22 protein-coding genes are annotated in these 18,854 nt (G+C 65.5%); 9 read left to right on the forward strand and 13 right to left on the reverse strand.

Annotated elements, in window-relative coordinates; all coding sequences use genetic code 11:
• Nucleotides 1-6 precede the first annotated feature (6 nt).
• The 9 genes from SJY12_RS06790 to SJY12_RS06830 form a co-directional block, all read right to left on the reverse strand.
• Complete coding sequence (locus tag SJY12_RS06790) at nt 7-696, reverse strand: aspartate/glutamate racemase family protein (protein WP_050599809.1); 690 nt, start codon at nt 694-696, stop codon at nt 7-9.
• A gap of 74 nt (nt 697-770) precedes the next feature.
• Complete coding sequence (locus tag SJY12_RS06795; RefSeq protein ID WP_397504852.1) at nt 771-1,751, reverse strand: alpha/beta fold hydrolase; 981 nt, start codon at nt 1,749-1,751, stop codon at nt 771-773.
• Nucleotides 1,748-2,764 (reverse strand): SO2930 family diheme c-type cytochrome, encoded by a 1,017-nt coding sequence (locus SJY12_RS06800; protein ID WP_397504854.1) that lies wholly within the window; start codon nt 2,762-2,764, stop codon nt 1,748-1,750. The genes SJY12_RS06795 and SJY12_RS06800 overlap by 4 nt, the downstream gene beginning before the upstream one ends.
• Nucleotides 2,761-3,954: a parallel beta-helix domain-containing protein gene (locus SJY12_RS06805; protein ID WP_397504855.1), complete on the reverse strand. Its 1,194-nt coding sequence runs from the start codon at nt 3,952-3,954 to the stop codon at nt 2,761-2,763. Before SJY12_RS06805 ends, SJY12_RS06800 begins: the two co-directional genes overlap by 4 nt.
• 59 nt (nt 3,955-4,013) lie before the next feature.
• The gene (locus tag SJY12_RS06810; protein ID WP_397504856.1) at nt 4,014-4,358 is read right to left on the reverse strand and encodes a hypothetical protein; all 345 of its coding nucleotides are present in this window, start codon (nt 4,356-4,358) and stop codon (nt 4,014-4,016) included.
• Nucleotide 4,359: 1 nt separating this feature from the next.
• Entirely contained in the window at nt 4,360-5,814 is a 1,455-nt protein-coding gene (locus SJY12_RS06815) for an NAD(P)(+) transhydrogenase (Re/Si-specific) subunit beta (RefSeq protein WP_397504857.1), read from the reverse strand.
• A 92-nt stretch (nt 5,815-5,906) separates the two neighbouring features.
• Nucleotides 5,907-6,191, reverse strand: coding sequence for an NAD(P) transhydrogenase subunit alpha (locus SJY12_RS06820; protein ID WP_050599815.1), 285 nt, complete (start codon nt 6,189-6,191; stop codon nt 5,907-5,909).
• A gap of 24 nt (nt 6,192-6,215) precedes the next feature.
• Nucleotides 6,216-7,346 carry an NAD(P) transhydrogenase subunit alpha gene (locus SJY12_RS06825; protein WP_397504858.1) on the reverse strand — a complete coding sequence of 377 codons (1,131 nt, stop codon included), beginning with the start codon at nt 7,344-7,346 and terminating at the stop codon, nt 6,216-6,218.
• 4 nt (nt 7,347-7,350) lie between these two features.
• Complete coding sequence (locus SJY12_RS06830; protein WP_082835688.1) at nt 7,351-7,476, reverse strand: aa3-type cytochrome c oxidase subunit IV; 126 nt, start codon at nt 7,474-7,476, stop codon at nt 7,351-7,353.
• 187 nt (nt 7,477-7,663) lie between these two features.
• Between SJY12_RS06830 and SJY12_RS06835 the strand changes: the two genes are divergently transcribed.
• The gene (locus SJY12_RS06835; protein ID WP_397504859.1) at nt 7,664-9,082 is read left to right on the forward strand and encodes a sigma-54-dependent transcriptional regulator; all 1,419 of its coding nucleotides are present in this window, start codon (nt 7,664-7,666) and stop codon (nt 9,080-9,082) included.
• Nucleotides 9,083-9,100: 18 nt separating this feature from the next.
• Nucleotides 9,101-9,883 (forward strand): SDR family oxidoreductase, encoded by a 783-nt coding sequence (locus SJY12_RS06840; RefSeq protein WP_397504860.1) that lies wholly within the window; start codon nt 9,101-9,103, stop codon nt 9,881-9,883.
• An 8-nt stretch (nt 9,884-9,891) separates the two neighbouring features.
• On the opposite strand, the gene folP is transcribed toward SJY12_RS06840, so the two are convergent.
• A complete protein-coding gene (gene folP, locus SJY12_RS06845; protein ID WP_397504861.1) occupies nt 9,892-11,007 on the reverse strand; it encodes a dihydropteroate synthase in 1,116 nt (371 codons plus the stop codon).
• 279 nt (nt 11,008-11,286) lie between these two features.
• On the opposite strand from folP, the gene SJY12_RS06850 reads away from it, so the two are divergent.
• On the forward strand, nt 11,287-12,042 hold the full coding sequence (locus tag SJY12_RS06850) for a DUF5131 family protein (protein WP_397504863.1): 756 nt from the start codon (nt 11,287-11,289) through the stop codon (nt 12,040-12,042).
• Here the strand turns inward: SJY12_RS06850 and tcmP are convergent.
• Both tcmP and SJY12_RS06860 read right to left on the reverse strand, forming a co-directional pair.
• Nucleotides 11,999-12,919 carry a three-Cys-motif partner protein TcmP gene (gene tcmP / locus SJY12_RS06855; RefSeq protein ID WP_397504864.1) on the reverse strand — a complete coding sequence of 307 codons (921 nt, stop codon included), beginning with the start codon at nt 12,917-12,919 and terminating at the stop codon, nt 11,999-12,001. The genes SJY12_RS06850 and tcmP overlap by 44 nt on opposite strands.
• Nucleotides 12,920-12,967: 48 nt before the next feature.
• Nucleotides 12,968-14,107 (reverse strand): site-specific DNA-methyltransferase, encoded by a 1,140-nt coding sequence (locus SJY12_RS06860; protein ID WP_397504865.1) that lies wholly within the window; start codon nt 14,105-14,107, stop codon nt 12,968-12,970.
• Between the two features lie 410 nt (nt 14,108-14,517).
• Here SJY12_RS06860 and SJY12_RS06865 point away from each other — a divergent pair, with 410 nt between their 5' ends.
• Both SJY12_RS06865 and SJY12_RS06870 read left to right on the forward strand, forming a co-directional pair.
• Nucleotides 14,518-14,730, forward strand: a complete 213-nt coding sequence (locus tag SJY12_RS06865) for a cold-shock protein (protein WP_050599822.1) — start codon at nt 14,518-14,520, stop codon at nt 14,728-14,730.
• A 96-nt stretch (nt 14,731-14,826) separates the two neighbouring features.
• Nucleotides 14,827-15,039, forward strand: coding sequence for a hypothetical protein (locus SJY12_RS06870; protein ID WP_050599823.1), 213 nt, complete (start codon nt 14,827-14,829; stop codon nt 15,037-15,039).
• Here the strand turns inward: SJY12_RS06870 and SJY12_RS06875 are convergent.
• On the reverse strand, nt 15,036-15,686 hold the full coding sequence (locus tag SJY12_RS06875) for a ribonuclease HII (RefSeq protein WP_160767240.1): 651 nt from the start codon (nt 15,684-15,686) through the stop codon (nt 15,036-15,038). The genes SJY12_RS06870 and SJY12_RS06875 overlap by 4 nt on opposite strands.
• Between SJY12_RS06875 and SJY12_RS06880 the strand changes: the two genes are divergently transcribed.
• The 4 genes from SJY12_RS06880 (at nt 15,685) to SJY12_RS06895 (ending at nt 18,794) form a co-directional block, all read left to right on the forward strand.
• Nucleotides 15,685-16,872: a PQQ-dependent sugar dehydrogenase gene (locus SJY12_RS06880; RefSeq protein ID WP_397504866.1), complete on the forward strand. Its 1,188-nt coding sequence runs from the start codon at nt 15,685-15,687 to the stop codon at nt 16,870-16,872. The two genes, SJY12_RS06875 and SJY12_RS06880, sit on opposite strands and share 2 nt — an antisense overlap.
• Before the next feature lie 49 nt (nt 16,873-16,921).
• Nucleotides 16,922-17,443, forward strand: a complete 522-nt coding sequence (locus SJY12_RS06885; protein ID WP_063505415.1) for a GNAT family N-acetyltransferase — start codon at nt 16,922-16,924, stop codon at nt 17,441-17,443.
• A gap of 212 nt (nt 17,444-17,655) precedes the next feature.
• Complete coding sequence (locus SJY12_RS06890) at nt 17,656-18,204, forward strand: DUF1285 domain-containing protein (RefSeq protein ID WP_397504867.1); 549 nt, start codon at nt 17,656-17,658, stop codon at nt 18,202-18,204.
• Nucleotides 18,201-18,794: a CoA pyrophosphatase gene (locus SJY12_RS06895; protein ID WP_050599828.1), complete on the forward strand. Its 594-nt coding sequence runs from the start codon at nt 18,201-18,203 to the stop codon at nt 18,792-18,794. The genes SJY12_RS06890 and SJY12_RS06895 overlap by 4 nt, the downstream gene beginning before the upstream one ends.
• Nucleotides 18,795-18,854 lie beyond the last annotated feature (60 nt).

Consider the following 18,854-nt stretch of genomic DNA (forward strand, 5'->3'; position numbering starts at 1 on the left):
GCGCTGTTAGCCGAGGATCCAGTCGGCCGCGGCGCGGCAGTGGATATCGGTGGAATCGTACACCGGCAGGACATTGGCATCGGTATCGACCACCAGTTCCAGCTCGGTACAGGCCAGCACGATCGCCTGGGCCCCCTGCTTTTCCTTCATGGTGATGACCGTCTTGAGCGCGCGTTCGGCATCGCGAGTGACGCGGCCCAGCATCAATTCCTTGTAGATGATCCCGTCAACCAGTTCGACATCGCCCGGATCGGGGGGCAGCAGGTCGACCCCGTGCCCGACGAGCCGCTGGCGATAGAAGCTTTCGGTCATCACGAAGCGCGTGCCGAGCAGCGCCGCGCTCTTGCAGTCAGCGTCTTCCATCGCCTGCCCCACCGCATCGGCGATATGCAGCACCGGGATCGACACGCCTTCGGTCAGCCGGTCGTACACCTTGTGCATGGCATTGGCAGCAACGACGAGCGCTTCGGCCCCGGCGCTTTCCAGCCGGCGTCCGGATTCGATCAGCGTCGCCGCGATCGCATCCCAGTCGTCGGCATTTTTCGCCGCCGCAATGGGTGCGTAATCAAGGCTTTCGATCAGCAACGGCGGACTGGCCATCGGCGCCGACCGCTTCTGCACGAACTTGTTGATGCGTTCGTAATAGGCGCGGGTCGAGATCCAGCTCATACCCCCGATAATGCCGAGCTTGCGCAAGCGTCTGTCCCTTTTTCACCCTGATAACCAGCGACCGCGGTTGGCCCGCGTATCGAGGGCTTACAACGGGCGGGTCATACGCCGGTTCCGTCTTGCGGCGTATCTCGCGAAGACAGCGTCCGGGCAAGCCAATGTTGCAGATCGGCAGCGCTGCGCTCGGGGGCTTCTTCCATCGGCAGGTGGCCGATCCCGGGATAGGCGGCCAGCGTCGCATCGGGCAGGTGATCCATGTACCAGCCCGCCGCTTCGTAGGGGATCAGCTTGTCCTCTTCGCCCCACATGACCAGCGTCGGCACATCGGTTTGGGCAACCTGCTGGGCCGAGAAGGCGCTGCGCGGGGTCGAGAAACGCGCGCGCGTGGCATCGCGGTTGCCGGGGTAGCGCGCCAGTTCCCAATAGCGGTCGACCGCTTCACCGGTGACGATCTTCTGGTTGGAGACGCTTTGCGACAGGCTGCGTTCGACCAGCGAGCGCGGCAGGACCTGGCTCATCACGCTGCCCACGCCGGGCATTGCAGCCAGCTTGAAGGCGATATTGCCATCGGCATCGCGCTCGATCGGGGCCCCGCTGGCATCGACGAGGACGAGCCCGTCGAGCCGGTCCGGACTGGCGATGGCATATTGCATGGCGATCGCACCGCCCATCGAATTGCCCGCAAGCACGAACCGCTCGACCCCCAGCGCATCGACGACCGCATCGATATCGCCGGCAAAGGCTTCGATGCTGTAGTCGGCATCGGCAGCGGGGCCGGTCAGCCCGTGACCGCGCTGGTCGAACCGGACCACGCGGTAATCCGCGCTCAGCGCATCGGTCCATGCCTGCCACGTATGCAGATCGGCATTGGATCCGTGCAGCAGTACGATGGCGGGTGCATCGCGCGGGCCTTCGTCGCGGACATGGACCTGCCGGCCATCCCCGACCGCGAGCATGCGCGACGGGGCGGCCCCGTATTTCGCCTGCATTTCGGCCGGGTCGGTGTCGGGCACGCGCAGGATGAAGAACGCGGCCAGAAGGACGAGCGCCAGAGCGCCCAGAATGCGCCAGAACCATTTCACGGTGCCATCTCCTCGATCCAGCGGCGCACGATGGTGAGCCCGTCTTCATCGACCGTCGCCTTGCCCAGTTCAGGCATCGCCACGCCGGGTTCGGGGCTGGCCATGCGATAGGTGAGGATCGACGCGTCGGGCGATCCGGGCACGATATCGAACAGATGGCCACCCGCCCCGCGCCCGGCCGCCACGGGTCGCTTGCCGATCCCCAGCGCCTCGGGTGCCTGCTGCTCCCACCTCAGGTCGAGCCCGCTGTTCGAGGCGGTCGCGCCGGGCTGGTGGCAATGCGCGCAGTTCACGTCGAGATAGGCGCGCGCTGCGGCGGTCAGCGGAGCGCTTTCACGCGCCTCCCACAGCGGCAATTGGTCGGCATCCTGCGGCATGGTATCGAGGTGCCCGGCCGTGACCATCCGGCTCAACCAGGCATGCGACAGATTGCGCGTTTTGGGACCGATGGGGACCACTTCACCGCTCAGCCCGTGGCATTCCTTGCACTGGTTCTTGTTGGGGACGCGGTAACTGATCGCCTGCCCTGCCGGGGTGGTCAGGGCGATCCGCGCACCCACGACCGCCAGCTGCGCATCGGTCTGCGCCTCGTTCCACAGATAGGGCAGCGCCAGCCAGCCGTCGGCGCGGTGCAGCAGCACGCGTGTTTCGATCAGCCGCCGTTTGCTGCCCTCGCCAAAGGCAAAGGTCTTGATCAGCGCCGTACCCACCGGCAGGTCGAGCAGGCCTTCGCCCTGCGCGGTGAACTGCGTGCCCGCTGCGCGGTAGACAAACCGCAGTTTCTCAGCGCCATCGGAATAGAGCGGCGTGTTCAGGCGATATGGATGGACCCCGGCCACGGGCAACTGCGCGCCTGCGTCGTCGAAGAACCCGTAGTCCGACAGCAGCCGCGGCATGCCATCGCCCATGATCGCGGCATCGTTGACGGCTGCCTGCTGCGGCGGGGCCGCCCGCGCGATCATCGCGCCCGAGAGCGCGGCGACCGCACAGGCAAGCCATCCGAAGGATTTCATCCGCCAAGCCTTTGTTCGAGCGCTGCGGGCGCACCGATGCCGCTCCGGTCGAATGGCTGGCCGGGCGTGCACACGGCCAGCGGACCGGGCTGCGCCGCGCCGAGGCCCTTGCCCGCTTCGGTCAGGTTGAGGTTCCAGCCCGCGGTCCCTTCGACCGCCGAAAGCGAACCGAGGCCATCCCACAGCACCGGCGGCAGTTCGCCGCCGAAGGCCGCCAGCAGCATGTCCGCACCCTCGAGCTGCGGGTCGTAGCCGCCGCCGTCATAGCGGTTCTCGCCCACCACCACGTCGCGCGGCAGCGGATTGTACCGCTCGTCCTCGAAACTCTGCGTGTAAGCGATGACCATGATCGGCGCGGTCGGATTGCGCGACAGGATGTTGTCTTCGATCAACACGTTGTCATTGGCCATAACCATGATCCCGGTGCCGCGCCGCACGCCCGCAACGATATTGCCCGGCGGCGCGAAATTGGGCGTATCGTTGGCCACCACCAGATTGTTCGCGACGATTACATTGCCGCCGCCCATCACCGGCAGATTGGGCAGGTCGAACACCAGGATCCCGCCGGTGTTGCGCGTGGCGACATTGCGTTCGACCAGCGCGTTGCGGCTGTTCTCGATCTCGATCCCGGCGACATTGGCCTCGGCAATCGAATTGCGCACGGTGATGTTGTGCGACTGGCCGACATAAATGCCCGCATCCGATGCGCCGGTGACCTTGACGCCGTCGACCAGCACCCCGTCGCTTTCAACCGGATAGACGCCATAGGCGCCGTTCTCAGGATGCGGACCGCGCGTCCAGGTCACGCGGATGCGATAGTAGACGATATTGTCCGCGCCCTTGGATTTCACCCCGTCGCCCTTTGGGTTCTCGAGCGCGAAATCGCGCAGCGTCACGCCGTCGCTGGTCACCAGCAGGCCTTCGCCCGCGCCCTGCTGCGTGGTGAAATCGAGCACGGTGCCATCCATTCCCGCGCCGCGCACGGTCACATCGTCGACATCGAGGCTGAGACCATCGGTCAGCGTATAGCGGCCTGCCGCCAATACGATCTCGTCACCCGGTTCGGCCAAGATCAGCGCTTCCTGCAGGGCCTCCTGCGCGCCGTCCCCCGGCACGATAGAATGCGTGGCGGCAATGGCCGGCGCCGCGCCTGCAAGCAGCGCGGCGGCGATCGACAGTCTGATGGTCATGAGTCTCTCCCTTGCAACCCATTGTGCCGCAAGGGACGGCGATTGCAAGCGGGTGCGGTTCAGCCCCGCGCGAAGGCGCAGACCGCGGCTGAACTCGCGGCAACCTCGAGCACTTCGCCATCGTCCACGCGCCGGACGCGTTCGAGGAATTCGGCAATGCTCAGCGGTATGGCGCGTTCGCCTTCCTGCGCCTGCAGGTTTTCCAGCTTGCGCAGCTGGAGCACCGACAGCCGCTGCGCCATGCGCTGGGCCATGCACCCGGCCATCGGCTGCGGCAGGCCGCGCGCGACGAATTCATCCTCCAGCCGGCCCTCCGCGGTATCCTGCAATCCGCCGCCGATGGTCGCCCACAGGGCGACCCCGCCGACGGCCAGCAGCGCGAGAACGATCAGGATGCGTTTCATTTCAGTCGAGCGCCTTCACGATTTCCTCGACCATCTTCTTCGCATCGGACAGCAGCATCATCGTTTGATCCATGTAGAAGACGTCGTTATCGACCCCGGCATAACCGACGCCGCCCATGCTGCGCTTGATGAAGAAGACCTGCCGGGCCTTGTCGACGTCGAACACGGGCATGCCGTAGATGGGCGAAGACTTGTCTGTCTTCGCCGCCGGATTGACCACGTCGTTGGCACCGATGATGAAGGCGACATCGGCCTGCGCGAACTCGCTGTTGATGTCCTCCAGTTCGAAGACCTTGTCGTAATCGACCGATGCTTCGGCGAGCAGCACGTTCATGTGCCCGGGCATGCGGCCCGCGACTGGGTGGATCGCGAACTTCACCTCAACGCCCTTTTCCTCGAGGATGTCGGTCATCTCGCGCAGCGCGTGCTGCGCCTGCGCCACAGCCATGCCGTAGCCGGGGATGATGATGACCTTCTCCGCCTGTTCGAGCATGAAAGCCGCATCTGCCGCGCTGCCCTGCTTGTAGGGGCGCTGCTCGCGCGGTTCGCCGCCTGCCGCCCCGCCGTCCTCCGCGCCGAAGCCGCCCGCGATCACGCTGAGGAAGCTGCAATTCATCGCGCGGCACATGATGTAACTGAGGATCGCGCCCGAAGAGCCCACCAACGCGCCGGTGATGATCATCGCGCTGTTGCCCAGCGTGAAGCCCATCGCCGCCGCGGCCCAGCCCGAATAGCTGTTCAGCATCGAGACCACGACCGGCATGTCCGCCCCGCCGATGGGGATGATCAGCAGGAAGCCGATCAGGAAGGCGAGCACGGTCAGCGCAACGATCAGCGGCAGCGTTTCCGCCGGGCCGGTCGCCATGGCGAACAGCGCGGTGAGCACGACGATCGCCGCCAGAGTGCCCAGATTGATGACATGGCGCGCAGGCAGCAGGATCGGCGAACCGCTCATCCGGCCCGACAGCTTGGCAAAGGCGATGACCGAGCCGGAAAAGGTAATCGCGCCGATGGCGATGCCGAGGCCCATCTCGACCTTGGAGACCGCGCCGATCCCGCCATCTGTGGTCAGCAGGCCGAACGCGCCCGGATTGAGATAGGCCGCCCAGCCCACCAGCACGGCGGCAAGGCCGACGAGCGAGTGGAAGGCGGCGACCAGCTCGGGCATCGCGGTCATGGCGATGCGGCGGGCGATGAGGAAGCCGATCAATCCGCCGATCGCGATGGCGATGGCGATCTCGACGATATTGGCGATATCGTGCGTCACCAGCGTCGTCGCCACCGCGATGAGCATGCCCGCCATGCCGAAGCGGTTGCCCGTCCGGCTGGTCGAGGGCGACGAGAGGCCGCGCAGCGCGAGGATGAAGAACACGCCGGCCACAAGATAGGCGAGCGCGACCCAGGGGTTCACCGCTTCGCCGGTCGCCGCGTGGGCGGGGGTTGCCCACATCGTCATCCCAGCGAAAGCTGGGATCGCTGCCCAATTGGCGCGGAACGTGCCGAGAGAGATCCCAGCTTTCGCTGGGATGACTAGGTTGAAGGAGAACATCACTTCTTCTCCTTCTTCTTGTACATCGCGAGCATCCGCTCGGTCACGGCAAAGCCGCCGAAAATGTTCACGCTAGCAAGCACCACTCCTGCCAGCCCCAGCCATTTGGCAACCGCGCTGCCCGCCTCGGCGCTGGCGATGAGCGCGCCGACGATGATTACCGAGGAGATCGCATTGGTCACCGCCATCAGCGGCGTGTGCAGCGCGGGCGTGACCGACCAGACCACGTAATAGCCGACGAAACACGCCAGCACGAAGATCGACAGGATCGAAATGAAGTCCATGTGCGGCCCCTCCCCGGGCCCGGATTACGCGGGGGTGAGTCTCTCGTTCACGACCTTGCCGCCCTGCGTCAGCCGTACGGCGTCGCCGATTTCTTCGTCGAGCACGGGCTTGCCGGCCTCCTCGTCCCAGAAGGCGGACAGGAAGTTGTAGAGATTGCGCGCGAACAGCGCCGAGGCATCGGCTGCCAGGTGTCCGGCAGTGTTCGAATAGCCGACGATCTTGACCCCGTGCTTCTCGACCACCTCGTCGGGACGTGAGCCTTCGACATTGCCGCCCTGCGCCACAGCGAGGTCGAAAATGACGCTGCCGGGCTTCATGCTCGCGACCTGCGCATCCGAGATCAGCCGCGGCGCGGGCCTGCCCGGGATCAGCGCAGTGGTTATGACGATATCCTGCTTGGCGATATGGCTGGAGACCAGCTCTGCCTGCGCGGCCTTGTACTCGTCGCTCATCTCGGTGGCATATCCGCCCGAGCCCTCGCCTTCGATGCCCGCGACATTCTCGACGAAGATCGGCTTGGCGCCGAGCGACTGGATCTGCTCTTTCGTCGCCGACCTGACATCGGTGGCGGAGACCTGCGCGCCAAGCCGCTTGGCTGTCGCGATCGCCTGCAGGCCCGCCACGCCCACGCCCATCACGAACACCTTGGCCGCCTGCACGGTGCCGGCGGCGGTCATCATCATCGGAAAGGCACGGCCATACACATTGGCCGCAGTCAGCACTGCCTTGTAGCCGGCGAGATTCGACTGGCTGGAGAGGACATCCATGCTCTGCGCGCGGGTGATGCGCGGCATGAATTCCATGCTCAGCGCCTCATAGCCCGCCTCGGCATAGGCCGCGACCCGCGCGCTTTCGCGAAACGGATCGAATGTCGCCGCCACCCAAGCCCCCGGACTTGCTCCGGCAAGCGCGGCCGTTTCGGGCGCCTGGACGCCCAGCACGATATCCGCATCCTTCACCACTGCAGCGGCGGGGCCGACTTCGGCGCCCGCTTCGGCAAAGGCGCCATCGGTGAGGGCGGCGCCCAGACCGGCGCCTTCCTCGACTGCGACCACAGCCCCGAGAGCGACGAACTTCTTCGCCGTTTCGGGTGTCAGCGCGACCCGGCTCTCGCCCGGCGCGCGCTCTCTCAGAACCGCGATGCGTAGCGCCATCCGGTTATTCGGCGATCAGGATGACGACGATCAGCGTGATGACAGCAATCAGCGGGACGGACCATTTGAGCATGCTGATAAACGAACCGTAGGTCCGGTTGTGCGCCTTGTGGTCGTTGGCGGATTCCATGATGCGATTTCCCTGTGTGGAATTGATATCGCGGCGGGTCTATCGCGGAGGTGCGCGCTGCTCAAGCCCCGCTGTTTGCGCTTCCCCGATGGGACAGGCTTAATCGCCTCTTTACGCTATCGGGGTAATGGGCTTTCACGCGGACGTGCTTCAGGCCCGCATGTCCCTGGGGAGAATGGCGAGAGATATGGCGACACAGCGATCGCGCCTCTTGATGCTGATCGACGACGAGCCGGCCCAGGGCCGGCTGGTGTCGGCGCTTGCCGCGCGCGAAGGATGGCGTACGCTGACCGTGGCGACAGGCGAAGACGCGCTCGAAATGCTGGCATCGCCGGGCGGCGGCGAAGTGACCGCCATCCTGCTCGACCAGTGGGTGCCGGGCGACCAGGCGTGCGAACTGATCCGCGAACTGCGCGCGGCGCGCCCCGATGTCCCCCTCCTGATGCTCACGGCTAACACCTCGCCGCTGCTGGCAGTCGAAGCCATGCGCGCGGGCGCGACCGACTATCTCATCAAGCCGGTCGATCCCGACCGCCTGCTCGCTGCGCTGGCCGATGCCACCTATGGCGCGCGGCCCAACGCCGAGTTGCAGCCGCTGGCCGAGAAGCTGCCCCACCCGGTCGATTTCGACGGCATGGTCGGCACCGCCGCCCCGTTCCGGACCGCGCTGGCCAAGGCGGCAACTGCTGCACGCGGCCATGCGCATGTGCTGGTCGAAGGCGAAAGCGGTACCGGCAAGGACATGGTCGCCCGCGCGATGCTCGCCGCCAGCACCCGCGCGAAGGCGGAGCTGCGCGTGGTGCGCTGCGGCGGCCTGCCGGCAGCATCGCTCGAATCGCTGCTGTTCGGCCACGAGCAGGGCGCTTTCGCGGGCGCTTTCGACCGCCAGAGCGGACTGATCGAACAATGCGACGGCGGCACGCTGATCCTCGACGATGTCGACCGCATTCCCGAAGAGCAGCAGAACCGTCTAGCCGAAGTGCTGGCCACCGGGATCGTCCGCCCGACCGGCGCCGCGCATGGCTTCAAGATCGACCTGCGCGTCTTTGCCACCAGCAATCACGTGCTCGAGGACCGCGTGGCGGCGGGCCAGTTCTCGCAGTCGCTGTTCGACCAGCTGTCGGCCACGCGGATCAGCATGCCGCCCCTGCGCGAGCGGCTGGGCGACATCCCCGCGCTGACCCGCTATTTCCTCGCCAAGTTCGGCGAACAGCCCGGGCTCAAGCACCATTCGATCGCCGACAGCGCGCTGAGCCTGCTCGAAGGCTACGACTGGCCCGGCAATGTCCGCCAGCTGCAGGCCGCGCTGTTCCGTGCCTGCGTGTTCGAACAGCGCGAGGCACTGACCGCGCACAGCTTCCCGCAGCTGGCCGAGATGCTGGGTGACGAGGTCGACCGCGGCGAAAGCCGGGCACGCGGCCTTGGCCTGCTGCTCTATACCGACGACGGCAACGTCCGCCCGCTGGAAGAGATCGAGGCCGACATCATCCGCCTCGCCATCGGCCATTACCGCGGGCGGATGACCGAAGTCGCGCGCCGGCTCGGCATCGGCCGCTCGACGCTCTACCGCAAGCTCAGCGAACTCGGCATCGACAGCGCCGCCTGAGCGGACTAGCCCGTAGCCATGGGCAAGCTCGACGACATGCTGTGCGTGGTCACCGGCGGCGCACGCGGGATCGGCAAGGCGATCTGCACCGCCTTCCTTGCCGAAGGCGCGCGCGTCGTGCTGACCGATATCGACGAAGACGAAGGTAGGAAAGCCGCCGCCGGGCTCGGTTGCAGCTTCCACCGCCTCGACGTCGCCAGCGAAGCCGAATGGGACGCGCTGGCCGCGGCCTTCCCCGCGATCGACGTGCTGGTCAACAACGCCGGGATCACCGGGTTCGAGGACGGCCCCGCGCCGCATGACCCCGAGAACGCCAGCCTTGCCGAATGGCACCGCGTGCACAGCGTCAACACCGACGGCTGCTTCCTCGGCTGCCGCTATGCCCTGCGCGCGATGAAGGCCAAGGGCACGGGGTCGATCATCAACATGTCCTCGCGCTCCGGCCTCGTCGGCATTCCCGGCGCAGCGGCCTATGCCGCGAGCAAGGCGGCGATGCGCAACCACAGCAAGTCGGTCGCGCTCTACGCCGCGCAGCAAGGCTGGGCGATCCGCTGCAACTCGGTCCACCCCGCCGCGATCCTCACCGACATCTGGGAGCCGATGCTGGGCGACGGGCCAGACCGCGACGCGAAGATGGCCGCGCTGGTCGCCGACACGCCGCTGAAGCGCTTCGGCACGGCCGAAGAGGTCGCCGCGGCATGCGTCTACCTCGCCAGCGCCGACAGCGGCTATATGACCGGCGCCGAACTCACGCTCGACGGCGGGCTGCTGGCGGGCAGCGCCGCTTCGCCCGGAAGCTAGGCTCGCAGCTAGGCGGGCAGGTCGGCGAAGTCGGTCAGCGCGGCATCGCGCAGGCCGCGCCAGACATTGCGCGCCTGCACCGTCTCGGCGACATCGTGCACCCGCACCATCTGCATGCCCGCGCGCATCCCCTCGAGCGCCAGCGCCACGCTGCCGCCCAGCCGCTGCTCGACCGGCGCTTCCTTCGACAGCGCGCCGATCATGCGCTTGCGGCTGGCCCCCAGCAGCAGCGGATGGCCCAGCGCATGGAACAGCGGCAGCGCGTTCATCAGCGCGAGGTTTTCCGCCAGGCTCTTGCCGAAGCCGATGCCCGGATCGAGCAGGATGTGCTGCGCCGCGATCCCCGCTTCGAGCGCCGCATCGCGCCGGGCGCGCAGCGCGTCGAACACGTCGAACACCACGCTGGCATAGTCGCCGCCAGCATGCAGGTCCTCGCCCGCCGTGCCGGGCGCATGCATCAGCACCACCGGGCAGCCGGCGCGTGCGACCACTTCGGCGCTACGCGGATCATGCGCGAGGCCCGAGACGTCGTTGACCAGATGCGCGCCCGCTTCCAGCGCAGCCTCCATCACCGCTGCCTTGCGCGTGTCCACGCTGACCGCCGCGCCCATGCCGGCGCAGGCCTCGATCGCGGGGACGACGCGTTTGATCTCGTCGCCTTCCCACAGCGGCTTGGCACCCGGGCGCGTGCTTTCGCCGCCCACGTCGATGATCGCTGCCCCCGCTTCGACCATGGCGGCGGCGTGGTCACGGCCGGCCTCGGCATCGTCGAGGAAGCGCCCACCGTCGCTGAAGCTGTCGGGCGTGACGTTGAGGATGCCCATCACCTGCGGCTGGTCGAGCGGCACGGTCCGCGCCCCCAATTGCAACGGCGGATGCGCGAACGTCAGATTGGCCCATTGCGCCTCGCCCTCGGCGCCAAGCTCTTCGGGCAGGCGGCCGAGCGCTTCGGCCATGGTGTCGGGCGCGGCAAGCCAGCGCTCGACCACCTCGCCATCTCGCCGCAGGATCACCGCGAAGCGGCTGGCATAGACCATGGTGCCTGCCAGCCGGATCGCATTGCCGTGCTCGGACTGCGGACCGGGGACGAAGCCGATGGGGCGGATGTAGACTTGCCCACTCATTGTTGGACTTCCCCAGGGCAAGCACCGCGACATGGACCGGGTGTTACACGGTCCAATGCGAAAAAAGCCGCGGAGGGGTTTTGGGGCGAGCGGCGGAGCGGGGGGGAAGCTGTGAGGCGCTGGATCATGTGCGGAGTGTTAGCGGGTTCGAGGGGAGTAGGACAGAGTTCTGAAGCACAGTTCCATATTCGGTCTAGTTCGGCAAAATCCCTGAATTCTGCCAAAATTGATGGATTCACACGAGAATTTGCCTGTGCTATACTTCCTGAAAGGACGGGTATGGCTCAACAATCTTCTATCGAATGGACTGACCTGACGTGGAATCCAGTAGTCGGCTGCTCCATCGCAAGTGCTGGCTGCAAGAACTGCTATGCCATGCGCATGGCAGCAAGGCTGCAGGCCATGAACCACGAGAAGTACGAAGGTCTTACTAAGCCTTCCAAGAGGGGCGCAGTTTGGACTGACAAGGTCCGGTGTCACGAAGCTTCAGTTGAAATTCCTCTTTCATGGAAAAAACCTCGACGGGTTTTTGTGAACTCCATGTCAGACCTATTCCATCCAGACGTCCCTCAATCCTTTGTTCGGCGTATTTGGGATGTGATGCTTCGCACACCCCAGCATCACTATCAGATTCTCACCAAGCGCCCGAAGAGAATGGCCGAAATTCTCAATGAGATAGCACCTGATCCTCTCGCGAATGTCTGGCTTGGTACAAGTGTCGAGGACCGCCGGGTTGTAGATCGAATTGACCACTTGCGTGAGGTGCCTGCTAGTGTTCGCTTTATTTCGTTCGAGCCCCTGATCGGAGATGTTGCAGAAGTCGATCTGAGCGCGATCCATTGGGCTATCGTCGGGGGCGAGAGTGGCCCGCGATCTCGTCCGATGGATGAGGAGTGGGTCGAGAATATTCTGGACCAGTGTTTAGAAGCAGGCACTGCCTTCTTCTTCAAGCAGTGGGGCGGTGTAAACAAGAAAAAGACAGGCCGGATTCTTAGGGGCCAGACCTACGATGAGATGCCGGAGTATATTTCCTGACAACGTGGTCCACCCCCCTCTTAATCAGACTTATTGCGGGTGGATTGTTTGAGAAGCAGTACAATTCGAAAAAATCACGACCGTTGATCAAGAGCGGAATAGGATCGGAGACATACGCGAAAATTCCACCGAACCGCTCTCTAGCGAATTCGGCGATCTCGTTGCCATCGGCTCTGCGAATGCTCTCAAAGGTGACCCGGCCACCGAATAGATCGGTTTGTGCAGGTTGCGCTTCATAGAACCGGTCTACCCAATCCTCACATCCGAATATGCGCGTCAGACTCGCTCTCTTATCTTCATCAATGCCACTCCCTTTGTTTGCGAGTTGCTGAATGACGGCCTTACGTGGAAAAAGGTACCATACGTCCGCCCGTTGAGTTTCTGCGAGCATCTTTAGAGTGTCGAAGCCAACGCTCATTCCATACGGGTCCAGAAACACAACCGCGCGCTGTTTCCAGCTACTCGGGTGGTCGGTCCATGGTGGATTTGAAAACAGCAATCGGAGCTGTTCATTTGCATCGCCGCGGCGGACTACAATGTCCGTCGACGCTTCACTCCGGAGTGCTTCTAGGGCCGCTACTCGGGTGGGGCGCTGCTCAGAAAACCAGTAGTGAGAGAAAGGTGGCAAGATCGCCAAAGCGCGCTTAGCGCTGCCCGCGAGAACTTCTTCCACCTCCTCGATCGGCGCAGCGTCGAAAATTCCGCCTTTTGTGACCTTGGCATGACGTTCGCCGGTCCCGGCGAACGCGTCCACATACCAAGTTTCGAAGCCCTTATTTTTCAGAGCGTTCTGGTAGAAGTCCAGATACTCCGAAATCGCGTCCAACTTGATCTCAGTCCACGGGCCACCAAATTCGTGCTTTGGTCTTTCCTGCATAGTCGCAATGACTTGGCCCTATTGCACCTTATAGTCAATTGAACGAAATCAATCCTCCACCGCCAGCAGGTACAGCTGCCGCACGGAGTCGATCGGCTTGGCTTCGCCTTCGACGTCGTAATGCCAGAAGGTCCAGCCGTTGCAGCTGGGCGCGCCTTGCAGGTCCTTGCCGAGGCCGTGGATGCTGCCGGTCTGTTTCTCATGCGCGAGCGAGCCGTCGGCGCGGACGGTCGCGGTCCAGCGGCGCTTCTTGTCGAACACCTTGGTGCCGGGCTTGATGAAGCCGTTTTCGACCAGCGCACCGAAGGCGACCTTGGGGGCGCTGCGGCCCGCCTGCATCGTGGTGAGCGCGCTTTCGTCGAGCGGGAGTTCCTTCTCGATCCGCTTGATCGCGGCTTCGCGGTAATTGCCTTCGCGTTCGCAGCCGATCCATTCGCGGCCCAGCCGCTTCGCGACCGCGCCGGTGGTGCCGGTGCCGAAGAAGGGGTCGAGCACCACGTCGCCGCGTTCGGTGGTGGAGAGCAGCACGCGGTAGAGCAGGCTTTCGGGCTTCTGCGTCGGGTGGACCTTGTGGCCGCCCTCCTTCAGCCGTTCGGCGCCGTTGCAGATCGGCAGCACCCAGTCGCTGCGCATCTGCAATTCGTCGTTCAGCGTCTTCATCGCGCGGTAGTTGAAGTGGTACTTGGCCTTCTCGCCCTGGCTGCACCACAGCAGCGTTTCATGCGCATTGGTGAAGCGCGTGCCGCGGAAATTGGGCATCGGGTTCGATTTGCGCCAGACGATGTCGTTGAGGATCCAGAAGCCCAGGTCCTGCAGGATCGCGCCGACGCGGTAGATGTTGTGATAGCTGCCGATCACCCACAGCCCGCCATCGGGCTTGAGCACGCGCTTGGCCTCGGTCAGCCATTCGCGGGTGAAATCGTCGTAGATCTTGAAACTGTCGAACTGGTCCCAGTGATCGGTCACCGCATCGACATGGCTGCCGTCGGGCCGGTTGAGATCGCCGCCGAGCTGGAGATTGTAGGGCGGGTCGGCGAAGACGAGGTCCACGCTCGCATCGGGAAGCCGGCGCATGGCGGCCACGCAATCGCCATCGAGGATCTGCCCTAGCGGGAGCAGTTCCTTCGGCGTTTGCGCCGGTTTTACAGCCGCTTTGACGCGACTCTTCGTGGTCTCGATGACCCCCATGATATGCTTCCCTGTCCTGACTTATCCACAGGGTGAGTCCAAACGGAGTCGCGGTCAAGCGCCAAATTGGACGGCGCGAAGCGGGCTCGCCGGCTTTGCAGAAAGAACAGAAGGTGCCCGTCACAAGATATTGAGTCCCCGTGGATTCGCAGGACTTTAGATGGTGCGGTGTGGCGCGCAGGACTCAATCGGGCAGCGGATTAAATGATTAGGGAATGCCGCACATGTCTGCTACAAGGATGCCGCTGACGTCGAAATTTGCGACGGACTTCGGATTTTGACGACCGCCGCTTGCCTTCAGTGGCCCCGGCGCAAACCAGACGACGACTTCCTTTCATCGGACGATTTGACGCACGACCGCACCGCATGTCGCGGCGCGGCAACCTCTCGCGTTCTCGAAAGGAACCATCATGAGCAAGACCGGAACCGTAAAGTTCTTCAACACCGACAAGGGCTATGGCTTCATCCAGCCCGACGACGGTTCGGACGACAGCTTCGTCCACATCAGCGCCGTCCAGGCCGCCGGCATGCACTCGCTCGATAAAGAGCAGCGCCTCAACTACGAAGTTGAAACCGGCCGCAATGGCAAGGCCAGCGCCGTAAATCTCTCGGCTGCCGACTGATTCCATTCCGGTTCGCGCGCCGCCGGCCCCACAACGGGCCGCGGCGCGCGCACCACCTTACGCCCTCTTCCCGCCGCACCCCCTCCGGAGACGCCAATGGCCAGCCAGACTTACGAATTCTATGCCGCGCGTGCGGCAGAGGCTGCCTCCGATGCGGAGGCGGCAACGCTGAGCAATGTGCGCGACCGTGCGCTGCGCTCGGAAGCGACCTGGCAGGCGCTTGCCGACCAGGCCCGCGCAGTGGCCGAACAGCGCCGCAAGATTGCCGCGACCAAGGCCGCCGAAGCCGAAGCCGAAGCGAGCGCCTAGGCCGCCGAGGCCGCGCTTTCCGCAAACAGATCGACCTGTGCCACCGGCGCGAAACTGCGCCGATGCAGCGGCGTGGGTCCGCGCGTGCGCAGCGCTTCGAGATGCTCTGCCGTGCCGTAGCCGGCGTTGCGTTCCCACCCGTAATGCGGGTGCTGCCGCGCCGCCTCGCGCATCAGCCGGTCGCGATATTCCTTGGCCAGGATGCTGGCCGCCCCGATGCAGCGTTCCTTCCCGTCGCCGCCGACGATCGGCCGGGCCTGCGCCCAGCGCCATGCGGGGTTGCGGCCGTGCGGGGTCATGTTCCCATCGATCAGCACCGCATCGGGTTCGCATGCCAGCGCATCGACCAGCCGCGTCACCGCCAGCGTCATTGCCTGCATGGTCGCGTGGAAGATGTTGAGCCGGTCGATTTCCGCCGGTTCCACCACGGCCAGCCCCCATGCGCAGCGCGCGCGGATCTGCGGTTCCAGCGCGCCGCGGCGCTTGGCCGACAGTTTCTTGGAATCGTCCAGCCCGCCCGGACATGGCTTGCACAGCACGACCGCGGCTGCGACAACGGGGCCTGCCAGCGGGCCGCGCCCGGCCTCGTCGACGCCCACCACCAACGGTGCGGCACCAAGTCCATTCTGGGGAGTTGCACTGAACATGAAACGGACCTCTATCCCAAAGCCTTTCTGGGCCCTCACCCTATCGCCCCTGCTGCTTGCCGCAAGTTGCGGCTACGCCGGATCAGGGGATAGCCCGCCTGCGCAGGGCGCTGCCGCGGGCGACCCGGCGGGCGCATGGGACGGCGATTTCGCGATTGCCGAGCATGGCAGCTTCTCCGAACCCTGGGCCTCGGCCTTCATTCCCGGCACCGCGATGCTGTTCATCACCGAGAAGCCGGGAACGGCCAAGGTCTACGATACGGCGCAGGACCGGCTGATGACTGTCAGCGGCCTGCCGCAAGTCGACTATGGCGGCCAGGGCGGTCTGGGCGAGGTCGCCTTCCTGCCCGGCGAAAGCGCGAATGCCGTCGGCACGCGCACGATCTACCTGACCTGGGCGGAAGCCGGCGAAGGCGATACGCGCGGCGCGGCGCTCGGGCGCGGCACACTGTCATGCCCGCTGGCCGACAGCTGCCGGATCGACGATCTCGCCGTGATCTGGCGCCAGACCCCCAAGGTGACCGGGCGCGGGCATTATTCGCACCGCATCGCCTTCAGCCCCGATGGGCAGCACATCTTCCTTGCCAGCGGCGACCGCCAGAAGATGGAACCCGCGCAGGACCGGCAGAGCCATCTGGGCAAGATCGTCCGGCTCGAGCTCGACGGGACACCCGCGGGCGACGGCGCGATCGACGGGGCGCTGGACGATATCTGGTCGATGGGCCACCGCAACATCCTGGGCATGGATTTCGACGCGCAGGGCCGATTGTGGGAAATCGAACACGGCCCCAAGGGCGGCGACGAGCTCAACGTGGTCCGCAAGGGCGCCAATTACGGCTGGCCGCAGCGGTCGAACGGCGTCCATTACGACGGCGATCCGATCACCGACCATTCGGCGGACAACGGCTTTGCCAAGCCCGCGGTCAACTGGACCCCGGTGATCGCGCCCGGCAACATGGTCTTCTATTCGGGTACGCTGTTCGACGGACTGGCCGGGGACCTGCTGATCGCCGGGCTCAAGAGCGAGGCGATCGTCCGCGTGGCGACCGATGGCGACAGCGCCCGCGAAGTGGCGCGTTACGACATGGGTGAACGCATCCGCCAGATCGTCGAAGGACCCGATGGCGCGCTGTGGGTGCTCGAGGATGGCGACGGCGGCCGACTGCTCGAACTTCGCCCCGGCTAAGGCGAATTATATCGACTTGGCCGGCCAGCGCCCCTAATCGGCGCGCCCCATGGCGACGCTCGTCCCCCTTGCCGCGATCGATCCCGCGCTGGTCGACCAATTGCTCGACACCGCTTTCGGTGAGGGGCGCCATGCGCGTACCGCCTATCGCATCCGCGAAGGCGCCGACTGGCTCGAGGCGCTGAGCTTCGCCGCGCTCGACGACGAGGACTACCTCGTCGGCACCATCCAGCTGTGGCCGGTGGCGCTGACCGACCCCAAAGGGCGCGCGCACCCGATGATCATGGTCGGCCCGGTCGCGGTCATGCCCGGCCGGCAGGGCGAAGGCTTCGGCAAGGCGCTGATGGCCGCCAGCCTAGGCGCGATCGACGCAGGGTTCGAAGATGGCGCGGCCCCGCTGCCGCAGGTGATGATCGGCGATCCCGACTATTACGACCGCTGGGGCTTCATCGCCGACCATACGCAGGGCTGGCACTGCCCCGGCCCGTACGAGAAACACCGCCTGCTGGCGCGCTCGGGCAATCCGGCGATCCTGCCCGATGAAGGCATGCTGGGGCCGTGGCCTTCCTGATGCGGCCATGAAGCGCACCCGCGCTTCCCTCGGCTGCGCAGCGTCTGACGCAGTCAGCCGCGAACAGACGCCATCTTTGCGCCGTCATCCCTGCGCAGGCAGGGATGCAGATAGCCGCCCCGGATGAGCTGACATGAAGCCCTCTGGGCTCCTGCCTGCGCGGGGGCCACGGGGTATTGAGTGAGCGGGAGTGTTCTGCCATCGCTCGCACCGTGCCCTACACCCCGCCCCCCGAACTCGCCGGAATGTCGCTCACGCAGATCGCGCAGGCGGTGGCCGATCGCAAATTGCCCCCGGTCGAGGAATGGTCGCCCGAAGCGGCCGACGACAGCGACATGCGGATCGCCGCGGACGGCACCTGGTATCACGATGGCTCGCCGATCAAACGCCCCGCGATGGTCCGCGCCTTCGCCGGCCTGCTCAACCGCGAAGAGGATGGCGGCTACTGGCTCGTGGTCCCTTACCAGAAGCTCTCGATCGAGGTGGAGGATGCCTGCTTCATCGCCACCGATGTCAGCCAGGCGGAAGGCGATCTGGCCTTCCGGCTCAACACCGACGAACTGGTGGTCGCGGGCCCCGACAACCGCATCCGCGCATCGGGCGATCCCGACAGCCCCGCGCTGTACCTGCATGTCCGCCGCGGCTGCGAGGCGCGGCTCAACCGCTCGACCTATGAACAGCTGGCCCGTATCGCGCTGGAGCGCGGTGACGACTGGACGGTGACCAGCGGCGGCGAAACCTTCTCGCTCCGACCCGCATGAGCGCGATCTTCGACCGGCTGACCCGGCTGTTCGAAGACGGCCACACGCGCGACCTTGATGACCTGCTGACCGATAGCCGCTTTGCCGATGCCGATCGCACCGCGGATGCCGCGGTGCTGATCGCGGTGACCGAACAGCCCCGCCCCACCGTCCTGCTGACCCAGCGCCCGCGCACCATGCGCGACCACCCCGGGCAGGTCGCCTTTCCCGGCGGCAAGCTCGACCACGGCGAAACGGCGGTCGAAGCCGCACTGCGAGAGGCGTGGGAAGAACTGGCGATCGCACCCGAACAGGTGCGTTTGATCGGGACCACCGACCGTTACCAGACCGGCACGGGCTTCGATATCACCCCGGTGCTGGCCACCGTGCCGCACGACCTGCCCATCCGCCCCGACCCGCGCGAGGTCGAAAGCTGGTTCGAATGCCCGCTCGACAAGCTGATGGACGCGCAGCTGTGGCAGCGCAATTCGGTGTTCTGGCAGGGCGCGCAGCGCGACTATCTGGAAATGGACCATGACGGCTACCGGATCTGGGGCGTCACCGCGGCGATCTGCTGGAACCTGTCGCGCCGCGTGGCCTGGTTCGATTGAGCGCCCGTCTGCCGCGTCGCGCCGCGCGCTTGTCGCCGCGCCGTGCATGACCTAATCGGC

Source organism: Qipengyuania sp. R86523 (assembly GCF_044596365.1).
GTDB classification, from domain to species: domain Bacteria; phylum Pseudomonadota; class Alphaproteobacteria; order Sphingomonadales; family Sphingomonadaceae; genus Qipengyuania; species Qipengyuania citrea.

Bases quoted from the DNA above. Each gene is read 5' to 3' on its own strand.
- SJY12_RS06800 (WP_397504854.1), bottom strand. From the start codon at position 2,764: ATGAAATCCTTCGGATGGCTTGCCTGTGCGGTCGCCGCGCTCTCGGGC.
- SJY12_RS06805 (WP_397504855.1), bottom strand. From the start codon at position 3,954: ATGACCATCAGACTGTCGATCGCCGCCGCGCTGCTTGCAGGCGCGGCG.
- SJY12_RS06810 (WP_397504856.1), bottom strand. From the start codon at position 4,358: ATGAAACGCATCCTGATCGTTCTCGCGCTGCTGGCCGTCGGCGGGGTC.
- SJY12_RS06815 (WP_397504857.1), bottom strand. From the start codon at position 5,814: ATGACGATGTGGGCAACCCCCGCCCACGCGGCGACCGGCGAAGCGGTG.
- SJY12_RS06820 (WP_050599815.1), bottom strand. From the start codon at position 6,191: ATGGACTTCATTTCGATCCTGTCGATCTTCGTGCTGGCGTGTTTCGTC.
- SJY12_RS06825 (WP_397504858.1), bottom strand. From the start codon at position 7,346: ATGGCGCTACGCATCGCGGTTCTGAGAGAGCGCGCGCCGGGCGAGAGC.
- SJY12_RS06830 (WP_082835688.1), bottom strand. From the start codon at position 7,476: ATGGAATCCGCCAACGACCACAAGGCGCACAACCGGACCTACGGTTCG.
- SJY12_RS06835 (WP_397504859.1), top strand. From the start codon at position 7,664: ATGGCGACACAGCGATCGCGCCTCTTGATGCTGATCGACGACGAGCCG.
- SJY12_RS06840 (WP_397504860.1), top strand. From the start codon at position 9,101: ATGGGCAAGCTCGACGACATGCTGTGCGTGGTCACCGGCGGCGCACGC.
- folP (WP_397504861.1), bottom strand. From the start codon at position 11,007: ATGAGTGGGCAAGTCTACATCCGCCCCATCGGCTTCGTCCCCGGTCCG.
- SJY12_RS06850 (WP_397504863.1), top strand. From the start codon at position 11,287: ATGGCTCAACAATCTTCTATCGAATGGACTGACCTGACGTGGAATCCA.
- tcmP (WP_397504864.1), bottom strand. From the start codon at position 12,919: ATGCAGGAAAGACCAAAGCACGAATTTGGTGGCCCGTGGACTGAGATC.
- SJY12_RS06860 (WP_397504865.1), bottom strand. From the start codon at position 14,107: ATGGGGGTCATCGAGACCACGAAGAGTCGCGTCAAAGCGGCTGTAAAA.
- SJY12_RS06865 (WP_050599822.1), top strand. From the start codon at position 14,518: ATGAGCAAGACCGGAACCGTAAAGTTCTTCAACACCGACAAGGGCTAT.
- SJY12_RS06870 (WP_050599823.1), top strand. From the start codon at position 14,827: ATGGCCAGCCAGACTTACGAATTCTATGCCGCGCGTGCGGCAGAGGCT.
- SJY12_RS06880 (WP_397504866.1), top strand. From the start codon at position 15,685: ATGAAACGGACCTCTATCCCAAAGCCTTTCTGGGCCCTCACCCTATCG.
- SJY12_RS06875 (WP_160767240.1), bottom strand. From the start codon at position 15,686: ATGTTCAGTGCAACTCCCCAGAATGGACTTGGTGCCGCACCGTTGGTG.
- SJY12_RS06885 (WP_063505415.1), top strand. From the start codon at position 16,922: ATGGCGACGCTCGTCCCCCTTGCCGCGATCGATCCCGCGCTGGTCGAC.
- SJY12_RS06895 (WP_050599828.1), top strand. From the start codon at position 18,201: ATGAGCGCGATCTTCGACCGGCTGACCCGGCTGTTCGAAGACGGCCAC.